This window comes from Ensifer sp. Root423, assembly GCF_001426275.1.
Classification (GTDB): Bacteria; Pseudomonadota; Alphaproteobacteria; order Rhizobiales; family Rhizobiaceae; genus Ensifer; species Ensifer adhaerens.
The window spans coordinates 221,760-247,226 of record NZ_LMEG01000047.1; the positions used below are offsets into that span (position 1 = coordinate 221,760).

The 25,467-nt window shown below is 58.1% G+C and carries 21 protein-coding genes and 2 pseudogenes; 9 read left to right on the forward strand and 14 right to left on the reverse strand.

Translation table 11 applies throughout. The features are described 5' to 3' along the window. Positions 1-52: 52 nt before the first annotated feature. A complete protein-coding gene (locus ASD01_RS34135; RefSeq protein WP_060645024.1) occupies positions 53-946 on the forward strand; it encodes a DUF72 domain-containing protein in 894 nt (297 codons plus the stop codon). 795 nt (positions 947-1,741) lie between these two features. On the opposite strand, the gene ASD01_RS34140 is transcribed toward ASD01_RS34135, so the two are convergent. Together ASD01_RS34140 and ASD01_RS35205 are read right to left on the reverse strand one after the other, a co-directional pair. Continuing rightward, entirely contained in the window at positions 1,742-2,713 is a 972-nt protein-coding gene (locus ASD01_RS34140) for a YihY/virulence factor BrkB family protein (protein ID WP_060520797.1), read from the reverse strand. Between the two features lie 75 nt (positions 2,714-2,788). Then, positions 2,789-3,079, reverse strand: coding sequence for a hypothetical protein (locus ASD01_RS35205; protein WP_034800005.1), 291 nt, complete (start codon positions 3,077-3,079; stop codon positions 2,789-2,791). A 609-nt stretch (positions 3,080-3,688) separates the two neighbouring features. Between ASD01_RS35205 and ASD01_RS34145 the strand changes: the two genes are divergently transcribed. Further along, a complete protein-coding gene (locus tag ASD01_RS34145; protein ID WP_348272371.1) occupies positions 3,689-4,537 on the forward strand; it encodes an alpha/beta fold hydrolase in 849 nt (282 codons plus the stop codon). 111 nt (positions 4,538-4,648) lie between these two features. Next, positions 4,649-4,877 (forward strand): annotated as a pseudogene (locus ASD01_RS35210) (CsbD family protein). On the opposite strand, the gene ASD01_RS34150 reads toward ASD01_RS35210, so the two are convergent. The 3 genes from ASD01_RS34150 to ASD01_RS35910 all read right to left on the reverse strand — a co-directional run bounded on the left by ASD01_RS34150 (position 4,788) and on the right by ASD01_RS35910 (position 11,361). After that, complete coding sequence (locus ASD01_RS34150; RefSeq protein WP_458574519.1) at positions 4,788-10,181, reverse strand: HAMP domain-containing protein; 5,394 nt, start codon at positions 10,179-10,181, stop codon at positions 4,788-4,790. The pseudogene ASD01_RS35210 and the gene ASD01_RS34150 sit on opposite strands and share 90 nt — an antisense overlap. A gap of 329 nt (positions 10,182-10,510) precedes the next feature. Further along, positions 10,511-10,957, reverse strand: a complete 447-nt coding sequence (locus ASD01_RS34155; protein WP_034800012.1) for a hypothetical protein — start codon at positions 10,955-10,957, stop codon at positions 10,511-10,513. A 44-nt stretch (positions 10,958-11,001) separates the two neighbouring features. Then, positions 11,002-11,361, reverse strand: a complete 360-nt coding sequence (locus tag ASD01_RS35910; protein WP_156623729.1) for a hypothetical protein — start codon at positions 11,359-11,361, stop codon at positions 11,002-11,004. Positions 11,362-12,666: 1,305 nt separating this feature from the next. On the opposite strand from ASD01_RS35910, the gene ASD01_RS34170 reads away from it, so the two are divergent. Together ASD01_RS34170 and ASD01_RS34175 are read left to right on the forward strand one after the other, a co-directional pair. Next, positions 12,667-13,002 carry a hypothetical protein gene (locus ASD01_RS34170; RefSeq protein WP_234798844.1) on the forward strand — a complete coding sequence of 112 codons (336 nt, stop codon included), beginning with the start codon at positions 12,667-12,669 and terminating at the stop codon, positions 13,000-13,002. A 1,488-nt stretch (positions 13,003-14,490) separates the two neighbouring features. Continuing rightward, a complete protein-coding gene (locus tag ASD01_RS34175; protein ID WP_060645026.1) occupies positions 14,491-14,796 on the forward strand; it encodes a hypothetical protein in 306 nt (101 codons plus the stop codon). 744 nt (positions 14,797-15,540) lie between these two features. On the opposite strand, the gene ASD01_RS35915 is transcribed toward ASD01_RS34175, so the two are convergent. Next, positions 15,541-16,026, reverse strand: coding sequence for a hypothetical protein (locus tag ASD01_RS35915; protein ID WP_156623730.1), 486 nt, complete (start codon positions 16,024-16,026; stop codon positions 15,541-15,543). A gap of 146 nt (positions 16,027-16,172) precedes the next feature. Between ASD01_RS35915 and ASD01_RS34185 the strand changes: the two genes are divergently transcribed. Continuing rightward, on the forward strand, positions 16,173-16,358 hold the full coding sequence (locus tag ASD01_RS34185; protein ID WP_049811043.1) for a hypothetical protein: 186 nt from the start codon (positions 16,173-16,175) through the stop codon (positions 16,356-16,358). A gap of 237 nt (positions 16,359-16,595) precedes the next feature. Then, entirely contained in the window at positions 16,596-16,778 is a 183-nt protein-coding gene (locus ASD01_RS34190) for a hypothetical protein (protein WP_029742934.1), read from the forward strand. A 256-nt stretch (positions 16,779-17,034) separates the two neighbouring features. Here ASD01_RS34190 and ASD01_RS34195 read toward each other — a convergent pair whose 3' ends face one another. The 6 genes from ASD01_RS34195 to ASD01_RS34220 all read right to left on the reverse strand — a co-directional run bounded on the left by ASD01_RS34195 (position 17,035) and on the right by ASD01_RS34220 (position 22,016). Next, positions 17,035-18,210, reverse strand: a complete 1,176-nt coding sequence (locus ASD01_RS34195; protein WP_060645028.1) for a zinc-dependent alcohol dehydrogenase — start codon at positions 18,208-18,210, stop codon at positions 17,035-17,037. A gap of 198 nt (positions 18,211-18,408) precedes the next feature. Beyond that, the gene (locus ASD01_RS34200; RefSeq protein ID WP_060645029.1) at positions 18,409-19,311 is read right to left on the reverse strand and encodes a hypothetical protein; all 903 of its coding nucleotides are present in this window, start codon (positions 19,309-19,311) and stop codon (positions 18,409-18,411) included. Positions 19,312-19,689: 378 nt separating this feature from the next. Next, positions 19,690-20,196 (reverse strand): YciE/YciF ferroxidase family protein, encoded by a 507-nt coding sequence (locus ASD01_RS34205; RefSeq protein ID WP_060645030.1) that lies wholly within the window; start codon positions 20,194-20,196, stop codon positions 19,690-19,692. A 188-nt stretch (positions 20,197-20,384) separates the two neighbouring features. Next, a complete protein-coding gene (locus tag ASD01_RS34210) occupies positions 20,385-20,603 on the reverse strand; it encodes a hypothetical protein (protein WP_060645031.1) in 219 nt (72 codons plus the stop codon). Beyond that, positions 20,600-20,929: a hypothetical protein gene (locus tag ASD01_RS34215; RefSeq protein ID WP_156623731.1), complete on the reverse strand. Its 330-nt coding sequence runs from the start codon at positions 20,927-20,929 to the stop codon at positions 20,600-20,602. The genes ASD01_RS34210 and ASD01_RS34215 overlap by 4 nt, the downstream gene beginning before the upstream one ends. Positions 20,930-21,356: 427 nt before the next feature. Further along, complete coding sequence (locus ASD01_RS34220; RefSeq protein ID WP_060645033.1) at positions 21,357-22,016, reverse strand: DUF6766 family protein; 660 nt, start codon at positions 22,014-22,016, stop codon at positions 21,357-21,359. 603 nt (positions 22,017-22,619) lie between these two features. On the opposite strand from ASD01_RS34220, the gene ASD01_RS34230 reads away from it, so the two are divergent. Both ASD01_RS34230 and ASD01_RS34235 read left to right on the forward strand, forming a co-directional pair. After that, positions 22,620-22,871: a hypothetical protein gene (locus ASD01_RS34230; protein WP_029742831.1), complete on the forward strand. Its 252-nt coding sequence runs from the start codon at positions 22,620-22,622 to the stop codon at positions 22,869-22,871. A gap of 77 nt (positions 22,872-22,948) precedes the next feature. After that, on the forward strand, positions 22,949-23,209 hold the full coding sequence (locus ASD01_RS34235) for a DUF6894 family protein (protein ID WP_034800021.1): 261 nt from the start codon (positions 22,949-22,951) through the stop codon (positions 23,207-23,209). Positions 23,210-23,296: 87 nt separating this feature from the next. Here ASD01_RS34235 and ASD01_RS34240 read toward each other — a convergent pair whose 3' ends face one another. Further along, positions 23,297-24,226 (reverse strand): NAD(P)/FAD-dependent oxidoreductase, encoded by a 930-nt coding sequence (locus ASD01_RS34240; protein WP_177235796.1) that lies wholly within the window; start codon positions 24,224-24,226, stop codon positions 23,297-23,299. 584 nt (positions 24,227-24,810) lie between these two features. Beyond that, positions 24,811-25,014: pseudogene (locus ASD01_RS37150) on the reverse strand (cold-shock protein); the annotation flags it as partial. Positions 25,015-25,467: the final 453 nt, after the last annotated feature.

Below are 25,467 nucleotides of genomic sequence, written 5' to 3' on the forward strand. Positions count from 1 at the left end.
GACCAAATCCCGTCTCGAGACTTTCTGACCAGGGAAAACGGCGGATTGTCAGATGGTGGAGCGCTCTTCGGAAGAACTTGCAGAACGTCGCGCCCGTCGCGCGCAGCGCCGACAGAGGCAGCGGCTTGCGAATATAGGCCGGGCCGAAAAGATGCATGCGTTGAGATTGGCGCTGAGGACGAATGGAGGCGCGCTCACCATTCCGCGGGACCTGTTACACGGCCTCCATATCGGCTGTTCGGGTTGGTACTATTGGCACTGGAAAGGACAGCTTTATCCGGCAGATATTCCTTCGAGCAAGTGGTTTCCCATCTATGCCCAGCAGTTCCAAACGGTGGAGCTCAATGCGCCCTTTTATTCATGGCCGACGATCGCCGCGGTGAGGAATTGGCTGCGACAAGCAGGACCGAATTTTGTTTACACGGTCAAAGTCTGTGAGCTCATTACCCACGTCAGGCGCTTCGACGACACCAGCACCTTGGTCAAGGACTTTGGCTACATAGCCGACGTTCTCGGCCCCCAGATGGGCTGCTTTCTGTTTCAATTGCCTCCAAGCGTCCGTTACTCCGCCGAGATGTTGCACACCATACTGGCTCAGCTTGACCCTTCCCGTCGAAACGTTGTGGAGTTCCGCCACAAGAGTTGGTGGAATGACGACGTCTTCGACGCTTTTGAGAAAAATGGAACTATTTTCTGCTCCTGCAGTGGCCCTCGGCTGCCCGACGCCCTCGTGAAGACTTGCGATGACATCTATGTGCGGTTTCACGGGCCATATCAATGGTATAGGCACGATTACAGTGACGCCGAACTGAGGATATGGGCGGAACGCATCCGCCGAAGCGGAGCGAAAACGGTCTGGGCTTACTTCAACAATGATCGTGATGGTCATGCGATCAAGAATGCCAAGCGCCTGTCGGAGCTGCTGCTCGAGTGGGCTCCCCTTTGATCAGATTTTGCCTATAGCCCTATCTGGCTCGCCATCTCTATCGGAAACATTGAAGGGCCGCCGTGCGACCCCCCTTCACGATCTGGGACTATATGGCCTGTATTTTGGGGTCGAGCGGTGAGCTCCACCAGGACCTCCCGCCCGGGGCCTCCGACAATTGCCGTTCGTAGCAATGAGGCAGTTGACCGCCCCTGCGGGCATTCACTCAGCGCCTGAGATCGGCGCCGGGAAGGAGCTTGATCGAATTGGCACGACGGAAAAGGCCGACAAAAGAGCGAGGTTCGCAGATGCGCCAGGATCTACTGAGCAGGCGCGCCGCGGCGGCTTGCGTTTGCCGGGTATGCGCTAGTGCATCGGCCTCACGAAGCAGGAGTTTGCGAACTCTCGGACTTGCTCGCAGACCGGCCGCGGAAATCGAAGGGCACAGCTAACCCGACGTTGGGCTGAACCGGCCATTCGGCTTCGTGTCGGAGCAACGGCAGGATCCCTAACCACGGTTCACCCTGGACTTGTGCACGCGCTTCCCGGAGGGCGGATGACCTGGGAGATCGCGCATGGAATTCATAGCGATGAGCGAACGCGATGTGCCGCGGCTTGAGGTTTCGTCGAAGTGCGAACGCCGAGCGCACTGGTGTCGGTGTCACTATAACGGAGCTGAGCACGCGCCACAACGTCGGTCGTTGGAGCGTTTATTGCTGACGGTGCGCACACCCGACCTTCAGAGTGATCGGCTCATTCGGGTCTGCAGATCCCCGCCTCGGAGAGCGGTGCGCGAACCGACGTGGCTTTACGCGCCTAGTCGGCAGCTTTGCCGAGTGTGTCAGCAACGTAGGCGCCGCGTTCACCCATCGGGAGCGGTATACCGGTGGTGGAGTCGACGACTGTCTGGTGTTCGAGCTCCGCGTTAATCAGAGCACCTATGATGAGGATAACCGTCGAAATCCATACCCACATCATGAAACCCACTAGCGCGCCGAGAGCGCCGTAAGTCGCGTTGTAGTTCGCGAAATTCTGCAAATAGAAGGAAAAGAGCCATGAGGCGGCGAGCCACATAAACGTGCTGAATATGACACCCCAATTGAGCCACCGTAGCTTCGCCCGCTCGCGGCTCGGCCCGTACCGGTAGATCGAGGCCGTGCCGATAGCGACGAGGAAGAGGATCATCGGCCACCGCACCGTCCTCGTCAGGATTTCAGTCCACCGATCGAGCCACAGATACGCCAGCAAGGCGGGAATGACGCCGATTGCCACGATCAGGACCACCGCAAAAAGCAACCCGGCGAACGTGAATGCGAGACAAAGCAGCGTCCGGGTGACGAATGTCCTCTTCTCAGTTTCGCCATAGGCGACGTTCATGGCATCAAAAAGCGCCGAAATGCCATTGGCAGAACTCCAGAGCGAGATGAACAGGCCGCTGACGAAACCGAAACTAAGCGTTGTCGTCTTCTGGGATGTCAAAGATTTCAACTGGTCCGAAATCAAAGCGTAAGACCCGGGTGGCAACAGATCGTCCAGCACGCTCATATGGGTTCCGATGTCGATGGGATCGGCGATGAAGCCGTAAAAGGACACGAGGGCAGCAAGAGCGGGAAAAAGTGCCAACAGAAGATAGAAACTCACCCCCGCCGCGATCAGGAAAACACGCTCCTCGAACATTTCTGAAACAACACGCCAAAAGACATCGCGAATGCCTTTCGGCGGTATCTCTTCAGGCGTTGAAGCATTTCGCCCCCTGCCCGGTTCCACGGCTTCCCTTGACTTCGTCACATCGACCTCTTGCCGCTTAAAAGTTTATCGCCTCTGCGATTTCTTCGTCCGTCAATCTACGAATGCCAAGTCCCCTTAATCGTCATCGAAAAAATCAAATGTCTGCCTGCGTCGGGAGACAAGACGAAGAGAGCGATCCGGCTGAATGACATAGATCTCAGAAACGCGCCGACCGAATTGGTCTCGAAACTCGTGTGGCACGATGCTGCCCACAGGTGCTTTCGTCAGCTTGGTGCGAGGCTGGCCGCGATAGGTGATGCTACCGGGTATCGGTTCTAAGTTTGGCGAGAAGCCGTAAGTCGCGACGCCGGCGGTGCATCCGCCGAGCGAAACGCTGACAATGACCGCGGCAACTGAATTCCGCATCGTCTTTTTCCTTGATCTGGGCAGCCGGGCATCATCGCTCGACTGGCATTGGCCGCAAATCCGATAAGCGCGCTAAAAGACGGAAAGTTCCAATCGGCCCCGGACAAGTATCCCAAGCCTATGTGATGGAGTACCTCGCGCGCCCCTTTTTGATTCGTTGATTCCCATAACTGGCTCCTCTCTCAGGCCAAAACCGGCGAGAAGCTTGAACGTTCCGCAGGGCGCTCGTCGCTTTCGCCCCCAAGCGGACGCTTCCGCGCTTGTCGAGCGTAACTGCTGGAAGGGTTTCATGCCGCCGCTATCCCTCCGTGTGGCTTTCTTCGACCATTGACGGGCGAGAATTCGCCAAAAGCGCCGAAGTAAAATTCCCACGTTGCGCCGACGGGAGACACAAATGGACGAAGTCCTGCGGACGTGATGATGGCCAGAATGGGCGGCGTGACAGGGCGTCGGACGTGTTCCGAATGCTAACCCGTGGGGCCCACGATTTGTTGGGGGAGGCAGACACTCGGTTGGAACTATCGGACTTTGCTAGAGGTTCTTCGGTTACTAACCGATCTGCGGCCCGGATATAATGCAAACCGGCCCCATGGCACTCATGGCACCACCATGTTCGAGGGCTTCAAACTTGAAACGATACCTGTAACAGCTGGCCAGCTGCGGGTGCGACATGGCGGAAGCGGTCCGCCTCTTCTATTGCTTCACGGCCACCCCCGGACCCACGTCACCTGGTGGAAGGTGGCGGAGCGGCTGGCAGACACCTTTCGGGTTATCTGTCCAGATCTGCCGGGATTTGGTCAATCCTATGTTCCGCAGGATACGCCTGACCACTCCGGCTCGTCGAAACGGGCCAAGGCTGCCGCATGCGTCGAGCTGATGGGGGCGCTTGGACATACTCAATTTGCCGTTGTCGGGCATGATCGTGGCGCCTACACCGCGTTTCGGCTCGCAATGGATCATCCCCACAGCGTCACGCACCTGGTCGTACTCGACGCTGTTCCAATCCTGGAAGCTCTCGAACGAACTGGTGAGCAGTTTGCGAGAAAATGGTGGCATTGGTTTTTCTTTGCCGTCCCTGATAAGCCGGAACGCGCAATCCTTGCCGATCCGGATGCGTGGTACGGCGGCGAAATGGAACCAATGGGTCAGGCTGCCTATGAGGACTTCCGAGCCGCCACCCGCAATCCTTCCGTTGTTCACGGTATGCTTGAAGACTACCGGGCTGGGCTGGGTGTCGATAGGCAACACGACCTCGCCGATCGGCGGGCCGGCCGGTTGATCGAGTGCCCGATGTTGTGTCTATGGTCCAGGTTGGACGACCTCGCGGATCTCTACGATGATGTTCTGGCGGTCTGGAGCCCCTGGGCAACGAAGGTCGAGGGCCACTCATCAGTTCAGGCCATCATATGGCTGAGGAAGCACCCGAGGAATTGTCGAAGGCACTTGCTCGCTTCCTAAGCCAAATCGAAATCTAGTCCTCTTCTTCAGCCTCACACCCGCCAGCCATCCCGCGAAGCGAAGCAGCCATTAGGTCGATCACCCTCCTCAAACCCCAATCTGGACAAACCGGTGAACAAAGGAGCCGCCAGGCGTTTCGCCGCCGGATCGCATGAAGGTAACTGCAAGCAATTCAAGGGGAAAATCAAGGAAAGTGGGGGCAAACTCACCGACGACGATCTTGATCAAGTAAGGGGAAAAACAAGATCAGCTAGAAGTGAAGATTCAGGAGCCTTACGGCCTCGAGAAGGATCGCGTCCGGCAAGACATCGACGACTGGTATGGCCGGCAAACCTGGTGACGTTGTCTGCCCGCCTTGGCGGGGCGGACTATTTTGATTTAGGAGCGGCGGGAACCGTTTGGAGCGAAGCTTTCCGCGTCCGGAATCCATGAGAACGATGGCAACGCCTGGTTCGTTTTGAAGGACCTCGATGGCTTCGCTGCCGGTCGTCGCTGTCAGCACCCGCATACCCCGCCGTTCCAGCACGCTGCTTAGCGCAAAAATATTACGCGCATCGTCATCGACGAGCAACACGGCCTCCCCGAGCAGATCCTCATCCGAACTGTGCAGCTCTTCGAGCATGGTTTGCTTCGCCGCGGGCATGTCAGCTACCACCCGATGGAGGAACAACGCGGTTTCGTCGAGGAGTCTTTCCGGCGATTCCACCCCCTTCACGACGACGCTGCGTGCCATGGAGTGTAGTCGTGCGTCTTCCTCCGGAGAGAGTTCTCGCCCCGTGAATACGACAACCGGCACTTCAACGATGTCATCGTCGTCCCGAATCTTCTCCAGAACCTCAAAGCCGGTCATGTCGGGGAGCGTCAGGTCTAGAACCACACAGTCGATGGGATCGTTACGGAGGGCGACCAGAGCCTCCGCACCGGACCCCACGCTCGCAATGTCGATGTCATGGTCACCAAGGAGTGCGGTGACGCTCAGGCGCTCGGCCTCGTTGTCTTCGACGAGAAGGAGGCGTTTGCGACGGGGCTCGGCGTAGTTTCTTAATCGCGAAAAAGCCTTGCCCACGCTATGTGCGGTGGTGGGCTTGGTCATGAACGCGAAGGCACCTCGCGCGAGGCCGTGCTGCCGGTCTTCATCGAGACTGATGATCTGGACCGGGATGTGTCGTGTTGCCGCGCTCTGCTTCAAATGGCTCAGTACGGTCCATCCGAGCATGTCCGGCAAGAAGATGTCGAGCGATATCGCGGCGGGTTTGAACTCATGGGCGAGATCCAATGCGTCGCTACCGCGGCTGGCGACCAGGACCTTGAAGCCGTTGTCACGGGCAAGGTCGACAAGAACCCGCGCATAGTGAGCGTCGTCTTCGATGATCAGAAGAACAACGTCGCCGGGTTCAATCACGCCGCGATCATCATCCATCTGTTCAGCCACTTTCTCGCCGCGCCATGCGGCTGCAGCCTCCGCCAGTTGCACCACATTGGTTGGAGCAGGAACAGATTTGAGCGCCGTCGACGCACCCACATATGTCAGCGGTAGAAAGAGCGTGAAGGTGCTGCCGATCCCGGGGGTGCTGCGCAACTGAATTTCTCCGCCAAGGAGGTTTGCTAGTTCTCGACTAATGGCGAGACCGAGCCCGGTGCCGCCGTATTTGCGGCTGGTCGAAGCGTCAGCCTGCTGAAATGCCTCGAAGATAATGCGTTGCTTCTCCGGCAAAATGCCGATCCCGGTGTCAGACACTTCGAACGCGATCACTGAGGGAGCGTGTTGGAGCGAGGGGTGATCCGAAGACCAGCCCTCCGTTGCCGCGGTCACCCGTAGCGTCACGCCGCCCTCTGCGGTGAACTTGAACGCGTTCGACAGCAGGTTCTTGAGGATCTGCTGCAATCGCTTGGAGTCTGTGATGACGCTTCTGGGAACGTCGTCGCCGATCTCCACCAAATAGCTGAGGTTGCGGTTTTCGGCCTCGTGGCGGAATGGCCTCGACATCATCTCCAGCAGGTTGTTGATGAATATCTCCTCAGCATCGACCGAAACCGTCCCGGACTCGATCTTCGAAAGGTCCAAGATATCGCTGATGAGGTTGAGGAGATCGGTGCCGGCTCCGTGAATTGTCTTGGCGAACTCCACCTGCTTACCCGACAGATTTCCGTCGGGATTGTCGCTTAGTTGCTGACCCAGAATGAGGATCGAGTTTAGCGGCGTCCGCAGCTCGTGGGACATGTTGGCAAGGAACTCGGATTTGTATTTCGATGTCAGTGCAAGTTCGGTCGCTTTTTCTTCCAGAGCCCGGCGGGCTTGCTCGATTTCCTGGTTCTTGCCTTCGACCTCGACGTTTCGCTCTTCGAGCTGCTGTGCTTTTTGTTCAAGTTGCTCGTTGGTCTGCTGCAACTCTCTCTGTTGGGTTTGAAGTTCCGTTGCCAGCTGCTGCGATTGCTTCAACAGTCCCTCTGTCTGCATGTTCGCTTCAATCGAGTTGAGCACAATCCCGATCGATGTCGTCAGCTGGTCCAGGAACGACAACTGCAGGTCTGTAAAATCGCCAGCCGAGGCTAGTTCGATGACTGCCTTGACCTGACCCTCGAATTGAACGGGCAGCACAATCGCGCTCTTGGGAAGTGCGGAAAACACGCCTGAACTGATCGGAACGACGTTGTCCGGCAGATTGGTAATGAGAATTCGGCGTGCATCGCTCGCGCATTGTCCGATCAACCCCTGACCAAAATCCAGACGCGCCGGGTGGGTAGCATCGATCCCGTGGGCATAAGTCGACAAAAGCGAAAGTGTCGACCGGCGCTCGTCGCTATCAATCTTATAGATGACGCCCTGGTGTGCGCCGACCAGCGCTGCGAGCTCGGACAGCAGCATCCGCCCGACCAATGTCAGGTCGCGCTGCCCCTGCAACATATTGGTAAACCGGGCCAGGTTCGTCTTAAGCCAGTCTTGCTCGGTGTTGCGCTCCGTCGTGAGCCTTAGGTTGCCGATCATCGTGTTGATGTTGTCTTTCAACTCGGCCACCTCGCCGCGGGCCTCGACCTGGATTGAGCGCGTCAGGTCACCTTTCGTCACAGCCGTCGCCACCTCAGCGATCGCTCTGACCTGCGTCGTCAGGTTTGCCGCGAGCAAGTTGACGTTGCCTGTGAGGTCTTTCCAGGTCCCGGCGGCGCCAGGAACGTTTGCCTGCCCGCCGAGCCGGCCCTCGACACCCACTTCGCGCGCCACGCTCGTAACCTGGTCGGCGAAGGTTGCAAGCGTACCCGTCATGTTGTTGATCGTCTCGGCAAGAGCGGCAACTTCGCCTTTGGAGGCAACCGTCAGGTTCTGCTTGAGGTCCCCGTTTGCAACAGCAGTCACCACCTTCACGATACCACGAACTTGCTCAGTCAGATTGGCAGCCATGACGTTTACCGTGTCGGTCAAGTCCTTCCAGGTTCCAGCGACACCCGGCACCTGCGCCTGTCCGCCGAGCTTTCCCTCGGTCCCCACTTCGCGGGCCACACGCGTCACTTCGCCTGCAAAGGCGTTGAGCTGATCGACCATCGTGTTGATGGTGTTTTTGAGTTCGAGGATTTCCCCTTTGACGTCGACCGTGATCTTTCGGGAGAGATCACCGCGCGCGACAGCCGTGGTGACTTCGGCGATGTTGCGCACCTGGGTCGTCAGGTTGGCCGCAAGCAGGTTGACGTTGTCGGTCAGATCTTTCCATGTGCCGGCGACACCGGGAACAACAGCCTGGCCACCCAGTCGGCCATCGGTACCGACCTCGCGCGCCACACGGGTCACCTCCCCCGCGAACGAGCGCAGCTGATCGACCATGGTGTTGAGCGTGTCCTTCAGGAGCAAGATTTCGCCGCGGACATCGACGGTGATCTTGCGCGACAAATCGCCGTTGGCAATCGCGGTCGCGACCTCGGCGATGTTGCGGACCTGGTCCGTCAGGTTGCCGGCCATCGAGTTGACGCTATCGGTCAAGTCCTTCCAGGTGCCCGCGACACCGGAGACCTGCGCCTGCCCCCCAAGCTTGCCCTCCGTCCCGACCTCGCGCGCCACGCGTGTAACCTCGCCGGCAAAGGCATTGAGCTGATCGACCATCGTATTGATGGTATTCTTGAGCTCTAGGATTTCGCCTTTGACGTCGACGGTGATCTTGCGCGAAAGATCGCCCCTTGCCACGGCCGTCGTGACTTCGGCAATGTTTCGCACCTGGCCCGTCAGGTTCGATGCCATGAAGTTCACATTTTCAGTGAGATCCTTCCAGGTGCCGGCAACGCCTGGAACCTGTGCTTGACCGCCAAGCTTGCCCTCGGTACCGACTTCGCGGGCAACGCGAGTAACTTCGGAAGCGAAACGGTTCAACTGGTCCACCATGGTGTTGAGCGTTTCTTTCAGTTGAAGGATCTCGCCTTTCACGTCGACGGTAATCTTGCGTGAAAGGTCGCCGTTGGCGATGGCGGTCGACACCTCGGCGATGTTTCGAACCTGAGCCGTGAGGTTACCAGCCATGGAATTCACACTGTCGGTCAAGTCCTTCCACGTGCCGGCAACGCCTGGGACTTGTGCTTGCCCGCCCAGACGCCCCTCGGTACCAACCTCACGGGCGACGCGCGTTACCTCCCCTGCAAAGCCATTCAGTTGGTCGACCATCGTATTGATGGTTTCCTTGAGCTCGAGGATTTCTCCCGACACGTCGACAGTGATCTTGCGCGAGAGATCTCCTCGGGCAACCGCGGTCGTGACCTGTGCAATGTTTCGAACCTGGGCCGTTAGATTGCCGCACATGGCGTTGACGGAGTCCGTCAAGTCCTTCCAGGTCCCGGCAACGCCTGGCACGAGCGCTTGGCCGCCGAGCTTTCCTTCCGTTCCCACTTCGCGTGCAACACGCGTTACCTCCGAGGCGAAAGAGCGAAGCTGATCCACCATGGTGTTTATCGCCTCTTTCAACTGCAAGATTTCGCCGCGGACATCGACGGTGATCTTTTTCGACAGATCGCCGTTGGCAACCGCGATCGTAACCTCGGCGATATTGCGCACCTGTGCCGTCAGGTTTGACGCCATCGAGTTGACGCTTTCGGTGAGGTCCTTCCAGACGCCGGTGACTTCAGGGACCTGCGCCTGGCCACCGAGCTTGCCATCAGTGCCGACTTCACGGGCGACGCGCGTGACTTCCGAGGTGAATACGCTGAGCTGTTTGATCATCGTATTGACGATATTCGCGGATCTTAAAAACTCCCCCTTGAGGAGGCGACCATCGACGTCGAGCGGAACGGTCTGCAAAAGATCGCCTTTGGCGACTGCGGCAATCGTACGGGTTACGGCAGCCGTGGGCCATACGAGATCATCGATCAGCGTATTGATGGAGTCTTCCATATCGGACCAGGACCCGTCGGAAAGCCCGAAGCGGACTCGGGTGCTTGTGCGTCCGTCGCGCCCCACCACTTGACCAACGTGCGCTAGCTGCTGAGCCATCTTCTGGTTGGCGGCGACCAGGTCGTTGAAGGTATCGGCAATCTTTCCTGTGATACCATCCAGGTCAAGCCTCATCCTGACCGAGAAGTCTCCTCGCTTCATCGCGAGCAGTGCTTCGAACAAGGCGCGTGCGTCTTCGCCCGGCATGATTGCCGGGTCCAGAGGATCGACTGAGCCCATATTGTCACGCCGGACATCGCCACTTTGTCTTCCCACCTTGGTGTTCTCCGTTGAGGCAAGATAGATCTAGCGCTCGACCCACAAATTGCCATGGGCACCGCGCGGCTTGTTGGAACGCTCTGGTCCAATGGGACGCGATGCCTTCGACGAAGAAAAGCCAAGTTGCACAAAGCAGAAGAGGCGGCGGACATCCCGGTCAATGCCGGGCCACTTGTCTCGGTCCCCTTCTCAACATGAATGGGTGGAATACAGTACAAGGCGGTGGAAATTGTCTCCCACGACCCAAGGTTGGTCGTAACATGTTGGCGACGGTAATGGACTACATGATTCTACTCCTGAGTCGGCCGGATGTTGCCGACCGAGATCGCACCGGAAAGTACGCCCCTCCTGAGATCCGATCTTCCTCTTTCAATCTCGACTACGCTGTAAAGTTTTTCGGATCGAAACGCACTTGCCTGCAGCGTCGTTACGTCCTCCGCCGGAGCCGCGTCGACCTCCATGAAATCCAGCTCGCCGCCGGCCGCCACAACCCGGGCATCCCCGGCAGTGCGCGCAGCCACCACAACCACGCCGTGCGATGGCGCGTTTGCCCAGCGGGGATCATTTGCCTCCGCAATGGGAACAAGCCGGTAGACGTTGAGGGTTTCGACCGCTTCACCAGTCGCAACAACTCGCGCGTCCGCCATTTGCGCCTGGCTTTCGAGCGAGCGTCCGAACGTGGTTCCAGGTGCTGTTGGCTGGCTATTTCTGTCATCCGTTCCATTGTCGTTCGACATAGGATCCTCCCGATGTATTCACCCTGGCCTTTTGCCTGTAGGGATCAGATTCTGCCGTCACGTCGAGCCGTAAGCAACGGTACGATCGCTGCACCCGGTGCTCCGGGACGAAAATGTTGAACCACGCGGGCGATTACGAGCGTTGTCGCCGCCGCTATGACGATCCTCAACCACAGATGGACGTCCCGGCGCGATGGAACGTCCAACTCCTCTGTTTTCGCGTGAATTGGCACCAGCCGCGCCTGCAATTGAGCGAGCTCTCGGCGCAATTCTGCGATCTGCTCCTGTGGGGAAGGGGAGGCTTCCGGCACCTGCTCGTCTGCAGGGCTTTCTTCCTCGAGCTCAGCCAGATGTTCTTGCAACTGCGCGAGGTTTTCAAACCCCTTTGCTTTGATATTTACCATTGCAACTTCTCCATCGGAACGAACTTGGCGGCCGGCCATCAGTGAAACCCGCACGAGAGACGGTGGTTCCGTCCAAATGTGAAAAGACACCTGCGCTCGTTCAAGGGTTGGTAGAGTTCATCGCGCCAGCCGCCGGGAGGAGTTCAGGTGGCGAATTGCTTGCAAGTCTGGGCAAGGCAGTTCATAGGCGATGAGCCTGTGGTTAGAGGGCCCCCCGCGAGAGGATTGTTACGTAACCTGGGTGAAGCGCGCGCAACGACGTCGGCTGCACGGATCTTCAGGAGTTTCCGATCCTGCGGCAACGGCTCCATGTTACGCCTTTTTGCCTGGCCGACGACGTACCCTCCGTATGAAATTCCCAGGAACATTTTGAAAGGCCGAAGGTTTGCGCGCCAGTGATAGCGAATGCAGGTCCTTGCACTTCGCTGCCTGGTCGCTCCGTCAGATACGAGGTCCGAGATCATGACATACATTGCATCCCCAAGGACTGCGAAGGGCACGTTGGAGAGGTCGGCCGACTGTTACCAGTGCTTCTCGTCCATTCTTTCAGCTCATGAAGGGCGGGACAGTTGGCGAGACTTTGAAACCGAATTGGTCGCCGCGGCCGTCGAGGCTGGATGGGAAGAAGATGAGGTTCGCGCAGCTTTGAAGAGATTTCGCTCGGCCGATGAGGCCGCGAGCGCGAGTTCAGCAATGCCTGACGCCGAACAAAAGTCGTCCTCCGAGGCGCTCTCGGCTCAAGGGCCGAGGGATGAACAACCCGAGGGCAACGAGTCTGCGCGAGGGCTTCAAGAGAGTGCCCAACGAGAGGAGCGCCGGATTGAACTCCAAAAAGGAAGCCCCCTGGCAAAAGGGGAGGAACGTTTCGAGGAGCGTTCGCGAAGCTCCGACGGCAAAAGCGCGGGAGAGAAACAAGACCCTAAGGCATGAGGTGTCGCGATACGGGCGGGATCGTGCAAATCCCTTGTTGGCTCACCCTCACCTGTTCAATGTGGAAGCCTGCAAGCACGGACGCATGTCGAGCGGTATGAAAAGACTTACCACCACAAGCATCGCTGCGGCCAAGCAGGAGGCGATTGAAGCCGCGGGAGTTGCAGCCGATACTGTTTCCGCAGGCGCCTTTCTCGGTCCTGGTGGTTGAACGCGGTGCTTTGCAGGGTGGGTTGGCGGCGTCCAACGAAACACGGCAATGACTTTACGCGAAGAGTGAGAGCAGTGGTCCGCAAGCATTTCTGATCCTACGAGGGGCAGGTCAATGACTGTGGCTTTTTATCTCGCTGGAAGAAACCACCTGGCAATTAGAGGATGGGACTGCTCGAAATCAAGGAACCGAACATGCATCTTATCCAGATCTTACTGCCTCTCAAACGACGGGATGGGCAACCGTTCGGTTCCCAAATGTTCGATACCGTTCGGCAACAACTTGCGGAGGCCTTCGGCGGCATAACGTTTTACAGGAATGCTCCCGCGGAAGGAAATTGGGTATCCGGAGCTGAAATGGAGCGTGATCAGATCGTTGTGGCGGAAGTAATGACAGAAAACCTCGACCAGCTATGGTGGCGGGTTTATCGCCATGAATTGGAGTGCGCGTTTGGCCAGCAAGAGATTGTCATTCGAGCGTTGCCGATCAAGCGGCTTTAAGTTCTTTCGCCGTCGCTGGAAGCATTGTTGATCAGGTTCACAAAGCAAGGATCGGGCTGCCAAAGCAGGCCTGTATCGAGCTGAAACTCGCCCCTGCCCGCAGTGACAAAACTTGAACCCATCAATCGATGGGAGAATGAAGGTGGCGTAATTGCACACTCACCTTTTGAGCACTCCTTTTGAGGCTTCGTCGAAGCCCGATATGGCGCGCACTCCGCTCCTTTTTTGCGAGGTGTCGGTGCGCATTCGGCCCAAACTCGCAATCCAAGATCTTGGCCTCCAAGATCTCGCCTTCACACGAAGGGTCTTCGAAACGGCTTGCGCCAAAACGCAACATTCCACGTACCAGCAGGCCCGCTGACCTACTTGTAAACTTCATCGCGAGAGTATCGGTTTGGGAATACGGATGAAACCCCCTACCAGAACGCTATCTGGTTCGGTACCGCCGGGTTCCGCCTGCTGCTGAGGGCAGCTCACCCAAGTTGCGGCAAACGCGACAGGGTAAAGGTCGGGCGGGCCTGCGCAAACCTGGCGTTTTCAAAAGCGAAGCGAGACAGGCTCTCGATTCCGCCATCGGGCTTCAGTCCCATATGGCCGCGTAAAAGTCTCGGGCTGGTGGTCCTCCGCCGCCGAGGGAACATTCCGCATCGGCAACCGTTCTCGAATACCGATGACCGATTCCCGAAACGGATCAAAGGCAGGGCTTCCATCGATAGTTTTAAGAAGGGAGTCCTATTGTGTAGCACGGTTCGTATACCACGCGCGCTCTAAGACCCCGTCCAAAGGGACGGGGTCATTTCTTTTGGCGCGCAGGTACTATTTCAAGATGCGAGTGTTCTCACTTTGTCTTGATACCGTTTCCCCGATAGAGGGTTAGGCGCAGGGCTCCCACAAATGTCCCCAGTGAAGTCTCTCGACAAGATCCCCTAGCCTCGTCGCGCCCCGACGGGGCCATTCCTTTTCATGCCCCCAAGATTTCGCGGAAGCAGTTTGCTTCGTTTAGACACGACGGTCGCAGCATCTCGTTGTTCAACCGGAGGAACTAAAGCTCGCCCCTAAACGGCGCCCAAAACACTCAGGATAGTACCCTAGCCCTGCAGGCAAGTTTTTAAGCCGAGTCGTCCGACGGAACCTTTCTCCTCACCAAAGATTACATAACATATAGCTAAATTAGTGAGGTCGAAATGAACACGATACATAGACTTCTGATAAGCACCGGTCTGACCGTGGTGTCGGCAGGTTTCTTATTCATAGCCGTCCCGGCGCAAGGGCAAATCGCCGAGCGCTCCATTTTCCCGGGTCAGTGTGGCCCGATTGGAGACGCAAACAAGATCAATGGAGCCGGAGGAGCACAATGTGAGCGATTGCCGGCGACAAACGCAATCGCCCCGACAACAACGAATGGCAAAACGGATCGGACCGCCACCGGTCCGGGCGGTAACACCAACCCGGGTACTCCTGTTAGCGGCGGTGATCCCGGCACCGGCAGTGGCGGTGATCCTGGCACCGGCAGTGGCGGCGATCCCGGCACCGGCGGCGGCGGTGATCCTGGCACTGGCAGCGGCGGTGATCCTGGCACCGGCAGCGGCGGTGATCCGGGCACCGGCAGCGGCGGCGATCCTGGCACCGGCGGCGGCGGTGATCCCGGCACCGGCAGCGGCGGTGATCCTGGCACCGGCAGTGGCGGCGATCCTGGCACCGGCAGCGGCGGCGATCCCGGCACCGGCAGTGGCGGCGATCATGGCACCGGCAGCGGCGGGGATCCCGGCACTGGTTCAACGGGTGATTGAATAACAATCAAAAAATCCCGCCCCCCCGCGGGCCTACTTGCCCGCCCTCTGGAGGGCTGTCTTTTACCGTTGCCTACCACTCCAAAAACTATGCGCCTGATGGCCTTAGCGAAACTGAGGCCCAGCGCCATCGCCGCAACAGAGACAGGAACGGATTAAGGTCGGGAAGCAGAAGCCCAATTCGGGCCCAGCGCTTTTCCAACCTCCTGGCCCAACAAAGCACTTTCCCGTCGTTGACTTCAGGACCGTTTCTTATTGGGAGGCCAGGAACCTTTTCATAACGCAAGCGTTTCTCAATTGTCCTGATCCCGTTTCCCCGATCGAGATCAGGCCCGAGCTTCACGATCGTCCCCAAGTGAAGTCTCTTCGATAAGCGCCTCTGGCCTCGTCGTCCCGCGACGGGGCCATTCCTTTTTGTGATCGCTCGGTCGCTTCCAGGCTCCGTTTCTCCGTGCCAGCCCCTAGCAATAGACTATTCGCGCAGCGATTTTATTACTCCGCCCTGGACTGACAACGACACCAGAACAGCCTTTCCGTCCCTGCGGTTCGCTTTCAGACGCGGGGCCAAGATCCTCCACATGGGACCTTGGTCCCACAGGCGCTGACAAAGGTCCCATGCCAGGCGTCGGACGGAACCATTTCCCTCACTCAAGTTTATTTTGCATGAAGCTAATTTAGTGAGGCTAAAATGAACGCGATACGTGAACTTCTGATAACCACCGGTCTGGCCCTGGTGTCGGCCGGGTTTTTATCGACAGCCACCCCAGCACAAGGACAGATGATTGAGCGCTCCGTTTTCCCCGGGCAGTGCAGTCCCCGTGGGCCGGCAAACCGGATGGTCGAGGCTGGAGAAGAACAATGCGAGCCGCTGTCGGCCGCGGTGACAAGTGCAATCGTCCCGACAATATCGAAAGGCAATCCGGGTAAGACCGACACCAAAACGGGTGCTGGCAGAAACCCAGGCACCCCATCTACCGGTGGCGGCGGCCCCGGCGCTGGCGATCCGGGCCACGGCAATGTTGGCGACCCCGGCACGGGCGATGGTGATCCGGGCCACGGCGGTGGTGGCGACCCCGGCACGGGCGGGGGTGATCCGGACCACGGCGGTGGTGGCGACCCCGGCACGGGCGGGGGTGATCCGGACCACGGCGGTGGCGGCGACCCCGGCACGGGCGGGAATGATCCGGGCCACGGCGGTGGCGGCGACCCCGGCACTGGTGACGGTCCCGCTCACGGTAGTGGCGATCCCGGTCACGCAGGTGAATGACCAGATTAATCGTGTCCAGCGGGTTACGCGTGAGCTTCGCTCCTATCGATCCGGGCGGCCGCTCAGTTCCCCGCCCTCAGAGTAGGGCCAAACATGACTGAAGGCGACGTCAGATGGACGCCAGCGAAATCCCGTTCTTCGTCTCTGACCTCATCGAAGCAGCATGCGACGTCCCTGCTGTGGGCCACGACAGCTACGTGACTGGCGAAGTTCAGGAGGACTCTTCAACGCAGGAATTGCTGAGCCGAACGGAGATCGCGCCACCTGAGGTGGGGAGTTGGTGGCCGATCGGCCTATAGAGCTAGTCAGCATTCGCGCCCATCGTGTCCTTGACGAGGCAGAATTGAAGGTGAGAAGCCACCTTTTTCGTCGGCCGAGGTTACAAGGTCTGCTTCTGATCCCTCGTTGACACCGCAGCCTTGTGGGCTCGTCAGTCGCCTTTCGGGGCCAGCTTTTTCGCGATCAAATGACATGGAAACCCTCCGTATGCGGAACCCGCCCCACCCAGGCCCGTTGTACTGGAAAGGAGTATCGCTATGGCAACCAAAGACACCAATGCAAAGCCTGAGCAGGCGAAGCCGGAAGACGTCCATCACCCCGCCGATCGCAAAAAGCACCGCGACGAGGAATCGATCGCGCCGCCAACCGTTCAAGGTCCTGACGCCAAGGATACGAGTGAAAAACCGGAAGTGAACCCTGTCACTGGTGTAGCGACCTAAGCTCAGGCCTCTTCTACTTGTCTTGCGCGACCGTTCTGGCATCTTTGTCGTTGCTGTTATGCCGACGACCGCCCTCGGCCCGTTAACGGCTCGACCCCTGTTTCCTAGCGCACGCCGTGACCCGTCAAGAATGACGAGGGCTTTGCGAGAGCATTTTGTCGCAAATGCCGACAATGTTGATGCTCGGGGTCGTTCTCGTTGCCTGGGTACGGTCGTCTGTGTCCTTTCCCCTTCTCAACGCGGCCGCCGTGAACCGTCAGGCGGTCAGCACAACCTTGATGCAACCATCCCTCTTATCGCGGAAGGTCTCGTAGAGACCGGGACCATCCTCAAGCGTCGCACGGTGCGTGATGATAAAGCCGGGGTCGATTTCGCCCTCTTCGATCCGGCGAAGCAGCTCGAGCGAATAGCGATTGACGTGCGTCTGCCCCGTCCGGATGGTCAGCCCCTTGTTCATGGCCGCGCCGAACGGAATTTTGTCGAGAACGCCCCCGTAGACGCCAGGCACGGAGACGATTCCGCCCGGACGACACGCCATAATCGCCGCGCGCAGCACGTGGGGTCGGTCGGTTCCCATCAGTGTCGCTGCTTTAACTTTGTCAACGATGGCGTCGAACGAGGCGGTGGCATGAGACTCGGCGCCAACTGCGTCGATGCACTTCTCCGCGCCATGCCCGCCAGTCATTTCCTTTATATAATCGGGAATCGTGCAGTCGATTTCATCGAAATTGATGATTTCGGCGCCAGCCGACTGCGCCAGAGCGAGCCGCTCCGATACATTATCGATGGCAATGACGCGGGCGGCGCCCTGCATGAATGCGCTTTTAATGCAAAACTGGCCGACCGGGCCACATCCCCACACCGCGACAATGTCGCTGGCTTCGATCTCGCAATTCGCAGCTGCCATCCAACCGGTTGGAAAGATGTCGCCGAGAAAGAGAGCCTGCTCATCGGTCATTCCGCCCGGAATGATGATAGGCGAAACATCGGCATAGGGGACGCGGACGTACTCGGCCTGACCGCCGGCGTAAGCGCCGGTTAGATGAGAATAGCCGAACAGACCCGCTGTCGGATAGCCGAATGCCTTCGCCGCGTTCTCGGGGGTGCGATTGCTGCGCTCGCATAGAGACCAGTTGCCTTTGAGACATTGCGGACATTCGCCACAGCAAATCGTAAAGGGCACGACGACCCGATCACCAACTTTGAGCTTCTTGTTGTCGCTCCCGACTTCGACGACCTCGCCCATGAACTCGTGACCCAAGATGTCGCCCTTTTCCATGAATGGGATGTATCCGTCCATAAGATGAAGGTCCGAGCCGCAGATTGCGCAGGCCGTCATCTTGATGATCGCATCGCGGCTGTCCTCGATCTGCGGGTCGGGGACGCTGTCACACCGGATGTCGTTCTTACCATGCCAGCAAAGGGCTTTCATCGTGATCTCCTTTGGATCAGTTGGGTCAGACCTGCCAAGCACCTTGGTCTTCGTCGTGACGACGAGCAGTAGAGCAAGCAGAGCGATAGTGAAATCGCGGCGCCGCCTACACGTCGATCAGCGATGCCGAGGCAACCATTGCCCCGGCAAAAAGGGCGCCGAGGAAGAGGTAGAATGCAAAGCTTAGCTAAAGGACCCTCAGGAAAGCGTTTCGAGGTCATCCCGTTGTCGTCCACCAAGGGCGGCTGCGGCACTCGCTATGAATGCTCCGATGATGAGAGATAAGGCGCCGACAAGGGCAAATGTCGCAGCCGCCTTTCGGGCAGCGTCAGCAGCTTTCTGAGCGGCGACCTTGGCCTCTTCGACCCGCGCAAGTACCGTATCGACCCGGGTTGTCGCATCGGCCTGCGATAACCCGGTACGTGCCGCGACCAACTGGGCCAGATACGTCTTGTCCTCCGGCGACATTTCGCCAGCCGCAGCGCTCGCGACCAGAATTCGGGAAGCTTGCGCTGCTGCGGCTCCATCGCCCTCGGCGCCCGGCGCCGTCAGGCGAGCGGGATCGGTTGGACGGAAAAGGGAGTCGACAAAATAAGACGGCATCCCGTTCGAATCGCCCACCTCAGGACCGCTCGTTGCGCCCGCTGACGCCCCAAGGGCCGCGCCTGATGCGACTGAGGAAACTGCCTTCACCCCCGTTCCGACTGCAGCGGAGGTTGCGGAGCCGAGGACGAACACGACAAGCATCGTTGCTAGCGCCCAGGCCAGAAAACCATGCGCTGTATCACGGAAAAAGGTCTCGTCGGTATGAAGCCCGACCCATTTGGTGCGCAAGCGCCCGGTCAGATAGCCGCCCAGGCCCGACGAGAGCCATTGGACGATCACCAGCCAGATGGCGCTTGAGACCGCGAAAGTGGTGGCGCTGGCGGATTCCCCAGACCACGGTGATATCAATGTAAGGCCAAGGCCTGAGCCAACGAGCATGAGAATGAGCGTCAATGTAGAGGCCGCGAAGGCACCTGCAATGATCGGCGCCCAGCTGACGGCTGGAACGGATGATTCGGCCGGTGTTGAAACATCGGCAAGCACTGACGGTGCCATGGCAGCCTCCTATCGCATGAAAAGCATCAACAGAATAATGATCGGTATCGGGACACCAAGTAGCCAGAGTAGAATACCGCGACCCATCGACGTACCTCCTTAAGCTAAACGCGGCCCAACCGCTGCTAACCATGAAACCAGATCGTGATTGTTCTGGAGCGGTTACGGTTGAAGAGCGCTATCACCCAAACATTGCCGCATGAAAAGGTTCCATGCCCGTCGGCAAAAAGGGTGATGAGATGCATCGGTTGCGTGCAGTCTCCAACGGCAGGGGCGTTGTGGTCGTCCGGTCGTGTGCCGTCGCAATGCGCCACCGACCGTCCGACGCCGATGCGAAATGAAAAACCAACTATGAGCGCGGCTTTTCGTTGAGGTGGTCTACTCGGCCGCCCGCTTGGACGCCTTCGGGTTTGCCGCAACTTCACCAAGTGCCGTCAACTTCTGATCGGTGGCGATCTCCTCCCGGAGATTAGCGTCGAGGAGCGGGACGGCCGCATCGAGGCCAAGCTGGGCGGCCCACGATTTGAGCGCCCCATAGCGGGCAATTTCATAGTGTTCGACGGCTTGGGCCGACGAAATGAGGCCGGCATCAAGTGCGGCCGTGCCCTTGTATTCTTCCATGATTTCTTCGCCTTCGGCGATGAGCCCTTGGATGGCTTCGCAGGTCTTGCCGCGGGCAGATTTGCCAATCAGTTCGAACACCTGCTCGAGACGCTCGATCTGTCCTTCAGTCTCATCACGATGCTGCAGGAAACCAGCTTTGCCCTCTTCCGAATGGGCGGCGCGGGCCATTTTAGGAAGGGCCTTCACGATTTGCTTTTCGGCAAAGTAGATATCTTTCAGCGTGTCAAGGAAGAGGTCGTTCAATGTCTTCTCAGCAGGCATTTTAGGGTCCGATCATTTTATTGAGAGAGACCTGCCCCACCATCGCGCAGGAAGCACGTTCCGTGGGTCAGGAAATAATCACGGGCTGTTGACACTGCCGGCAACGGCACCTCTGTTGCCGCTAGCGCGCGCCACGGTCCGCTCCTAGCCGTCGCTCACCGAGCCATCCGCAATCCCCCCAGATGCCGTCAACGTTGACGATTTGCTCGTCTCTGGATCATCGCGGCTAACGCAGCGAGTCGACTTTGCGGCAGCTTGACAATGAAAGTATCAATGTCGCGTCCGAAGTTCGACCATGCTTTGTCGCCGTCGATACCCTTATCGATCACGCCGGCCTCTTCGATTTCGGAGCGCTCCATGTTTATGCGTGCAAGGGAAATCTGCAGCAGGTCCGGGCCAGTGATCATCGCCCCACTCCCTGCTGTCGAAGGTTCATCGTTCCATGAGTAGGTTGGCGCGCTGCGTTGTCCGGTTGCGCCGCCTCTTCCTCCTCGACCAGCTTTTGGTAGCAATCCTCGATATCCTGCGCGATGCCGTCGGCGTCGTAGAGGTAACCATCTGTGCCGCCGTCAGTTTCAATGATCTCAGCCAGTGAGTTCATTACCACGCGACCAAGGTGTTGCAGGGCGTCGCGATGATGATCGGCGCCTCCGCCCGCTAACGCCTGGCGCGCATCGTCGATCGCCTGACGCATGGCTTGAAATGATCCGTCAGTATGCAGCTTCGTGTTCACAGCACCGCCTCCTTAACGCCCGGCTTGGTGCAACAGATGAATCTTTCGCCCGAGCCCAGGAGGTGGGGCGGACGTCTTCCACGACCAAGGTCCTTCTCCCCGCGAATTCGGTCAGAAATTCTGTGCGGGCTGGGCTACCGCGGAATTGCGAGCCCGCGCAGGGAATCGGAACACCGTTATCAGGGCTACCAAGGCGGGTGCGCCGCATGGTTCGGCAAGCCGCGAGCGCGGCGGCGAGTGAGCGTAGCGCTGCCACTCCACCTGTCGATGAACGACGCGGAAACATTCGACCATGGAAACAGCCAGAGTAGCTGCCATCGCGATGGTCGGCGCAGCAGCGGAACCTGGTTTTTCTCGAGCGCTGTCGTGAACGGATTGTCAGCGCTAGGACATCCAAAAGTAAATATCCGCCGGCCCTTTTACCTGTCTATGCTCCTGTCTTGGAATGAGGGTCGGAGACGGTCTTCGACTCAGGGGACCCACGAAACCGCAGAAAAATCGATAGGACGACGAGAACTGCAGTCGATAAGAATTCCGATTGCCAATTTTGGAAAGACTCAAACCACAACCTCGCACTGAAGAATTGTTCGCCAATCGAAGGTGCTTGCTGCCCATGCAGCATGGCCTCAACCGCCTGCGCAGACGCGCTCTCCCTCACGTGCATTAGAAAGCTGAGTACGAAGAGGAGAAACAATGTCCAACCGAGCGAATAGGAGTAGAGAGAGCTTGCCATGCCGCCCATTCTTACGGGCAGCGGTACTTCGGCGTTGTCTTGGTCGTCCGCAGGGTTGCTATTCTGGGATGGCGGCTCGTCGGGATCTTTTGACTCTGCTGAGCCGCGTTGGAACAGGAATGCCGTAAGCACCACATAGGCACTCATCTGCAAAAACTCCGACTCCCAATTCTCGAACAAGGCGGAGAGGAAATGACCGCTTATAAGGTAAGCTGGCAGCGTTACCATTTGCCCTCCGTGTTCGGCCAATTCGTCGTTATAGACGTGGAGTCCGGTAAAGAGCATGCCCACCACCGTGCCCAACGAGGCCAGCAGCAATACGATCGTCAGGCCGTTGTCGCGCAGTATTTTCATTCAGATCTCCACAATTAGCTAGGGATCAGACCATGCCCGCAGTCACGCCTGCCGGTGGGTTTCTCCTTTCGTGCCATTAACGAAGGCCGCTCAGACATGGCTGGACGTGCGCCGCGTTGCGGTGTGTATAACGCGGAGCAAATGGCGAAGGTCCCGCAACTACAGTTAAGACAAATGTTGGCGATCATTGCTTAACCTGATGGTCGGTCATCGGCCATGCCTCAGGTTGGAAACTCTCGGAAGAGGAGTACCCGTGCCACCTCGATCTTAACGCTGCGGCCCCCTTGCTGGCCACCCTGGTCGTTGCCTTGGTCACCCTGGCGACGCTTGGCCGCCGCCCTGCGGAGCAGCTTGGCTGCGTTGATCCTGCCATTGGATACTCCTTTGTAGCTGTGGCCTTCCAAACCCGGGCACCTCCAATCGGTTCCTCAAACACAATGTTATTTTCCAGAGAGCGTCGACAGAGAAGACAGCAAACGCCTAGCCCTACAAGCGCGGCAACGTCGCCCTTGGGGGCCTCAACACCCCGTCCGCACATGGCATGAGGAACTTTTCTCGCCGTTCGCGACTGGATGCCCAAAACATAACTTAGGAGGCACGTCGTTGGATTTCGAAGCAATAGGGCGCTCGCGCTTACTGATACAATTGCCCACGTATCGTCCCCAGATCGAGCTTTTGCGCGTTCCCGAGCTGAAAGATCTCCTGCGCGCGTACGGATTTGCGGCTCATCAGCGCGACCAGGTGCGGGCAGTTGAAGGCCGGAATTCCAGTCATGTGGCCGAACTCGACTCCGATTGCGCGCGGATCGAGGTCGATGTCACCCGATTGCTTAAGAACGTGGTCACGACACGCTAGGCGCCATCCCTCCGGTTCTGAGGTTGAAGCGACTGCGCGGCAGCCCGTGTATCGATATGACAGTAGGAGAACATCACATGCCAAATTTCTACTTCAGGACAACTGATCAGGAAGGGTTCAGCGCCGAAGATCGGGCGTTCGAATTCGCAGATGAACAGGCGGCGATCAAAGAGGCAAAGGTCACCCTGGCGGAGATGGCGGCTGACGGCCTTCCGCAGGACCCAATTTCTATGATCAGCATCCAAGTTCTCGATCAGCATCATGCCCTGCTGGTGGAGCTGAGATTGGTTCTCGAAGTCATTCCGAGCACAACTAAGGTGACTGCTGCAGATCGATAGATCGCCTCAAGCGTATGCAGTGGAACTATCGAAGCAACACATGATAGGCCGGGCGACCCAACTGCATCTGAGACCGTCCGGCCTCTTTTACCGCACCCGCAACACTTGCTCGCACAGATCGTTTCGGATGGCAGTGGCGGCAACGCCCGCCTGCCCCATTGCGCGACTGATTTGGTCCAACCCCTGTACAACGTCGCCCGCCGCGTACAAGCCGCTCACGGTCGTCCTTTGATGGGCATCGACCGACACGCATCCTTCACGTGATAGCCGAGCGCCCAGTCGCGATGCTAAATCCGACCGCACGTCCGAGCCCAACGCTGGATAGACCGAAGCAAAGAAGAGACGATGGTCTGGTGTGTTTAGGACGAGAAGATCGCCCGCGATTTCGATGGAACTCACGGGACCGCGCTCCAGCTTGACGCCGATCTCCTGAAGTTCAGAAATCTGCGTCTCATTCAAATGAGGCCTATCCTCGCACGAGATAATGGTGAGGTGGCGCGTATAGCTTCTCAAGAAAATCGCCTCTTGGAACGCTCTCGTCCCAACCCCTATAACGCCTACGGTTTTATCCGTAACCTCGAACCCATCGCAAACCGGACAGTACCGCAGAAGCCCCCGGGCTAGCGCGTCATCATGAACGGCCGCCGGCATCTGCGGTCGCCGATTGATGACCCCGGTCGCCAGAAGCACCGTTTTCGCCCTCCAATGACCAATCGGGGACATCGCCTCGATCAGCGAACCTCTCTTGCGCAGCTCCGTAATCTGACAATACCTCACATAGGCCCCGTATCGCTCCGCTTGCGTTCGCATACGAGCCAACAACTCTTCGCCACTCACACCGTTTGGGAAGCCCGCATGATTGTGGGACACGGGAATACTGGCGGCGCGACTTGCTTGATCGTCGAACACCAAAACGGAGAGGTGGTAGCGTGCCAAATATATAGCAGCGGTAAGGCCCGCTGGCCCACCGCCAACGACGATGCAGTCATAGATTCGTCCATTCGAGGACTGGTTCATGGGCAGATCTCAGCAGGAATTGCGGCCTAATAGGGTTCAACTGTCTAAGAGGGCAACGGTTCCCTCTGAGCGCCAATGCACCCTCTATGGCTTGGCGCGCGATCCTCTTTTCCGGCGGTGCCTTGCTGATTTATGGGTGAAACGCACGCCTCACGTAATGATGCGCGTCCCCGAAGCTAGCGAGCTACCCGCTTCTCTCTTCCGAGAAAAACCCTGAATTTCTACTGAAAGTTTGATCGCTAATACGCGCCGAACGGCGTGAGAACGGGGCGTGTACAAAAGTGGATTTCTAATCCCTACGGGTTAATGAACATTCGACCCTCTTTTCCGTTACAATCTCGCAGCGGTTGAGAGCCAAGCATCCAGCGCTTCTTACGCGCAGAACAGTTCGAGAACGTCGCTCTTATAGAAAAGCCCCATTTTCCCCGCAATTTCTAGGGTCAGCCGGGTCAGCCGAAAACGCGGAGCAGGCCGGCAAACAGACCACGTTGCCAATAAAAAAGGCCGGGCAAAACCCGACCTTCTACACACGCCTCAGCGGCACTGCCAGTACATCCGTGGTCAGTGGCCAGAAGCGAATTTTTTGCTGCGAGGTTGTCAGCTGCGTTCTTGCCAGAGCGTGCGTCCCGAACGATGTCAAAGGTGACCTTTTGGCCCTCGACAAGCGAACGCAGACCGGCTCGTTCGACAGCAGATGCGTGAACGAATACGTCCGTCCCGCCGTTCTCGAGTTCGATAAAGCCGAAGCCCTTAGCGCTATTGAAAAACTTTACGGTTCCAGTGTTCATGACAATTCCTTTCAAAATCATGATTGAAGACCCCGACCGACATTGTGACAGCCAAGGCAGATAGATCGATTTTGAGAGGGAAGGTCGGCTTGAACGCGAAAGGCGAGAAAACAAAGCTCAACAAGCAAATATCGAGACCGAATGTGTCGCTAGCAAGTCGATGGGAACTTTATCTCCGCATCGCGCACAGGCAGTCACTTATTCGAGCGGCGCACGAACCACCTCCCATCGGACGCCGCGGTCTGGCATTTGCTGCATGATGAGCTCGGCAGATCGCTAGCGGAAGAAGTTCCTGCCGAGTGTCAGCCTCGACTTTGATGAAGAAACGCGCCATTTCGTGTAGGTCGGCGACAGCCTATAGCGCGGCGATCAGGATGAGACGGCGGCGACAATCTGGATGAGACTCTTATGTCGCGGTCGGGATGAAAGTATCATGCTGATTGTCGCTGGCAA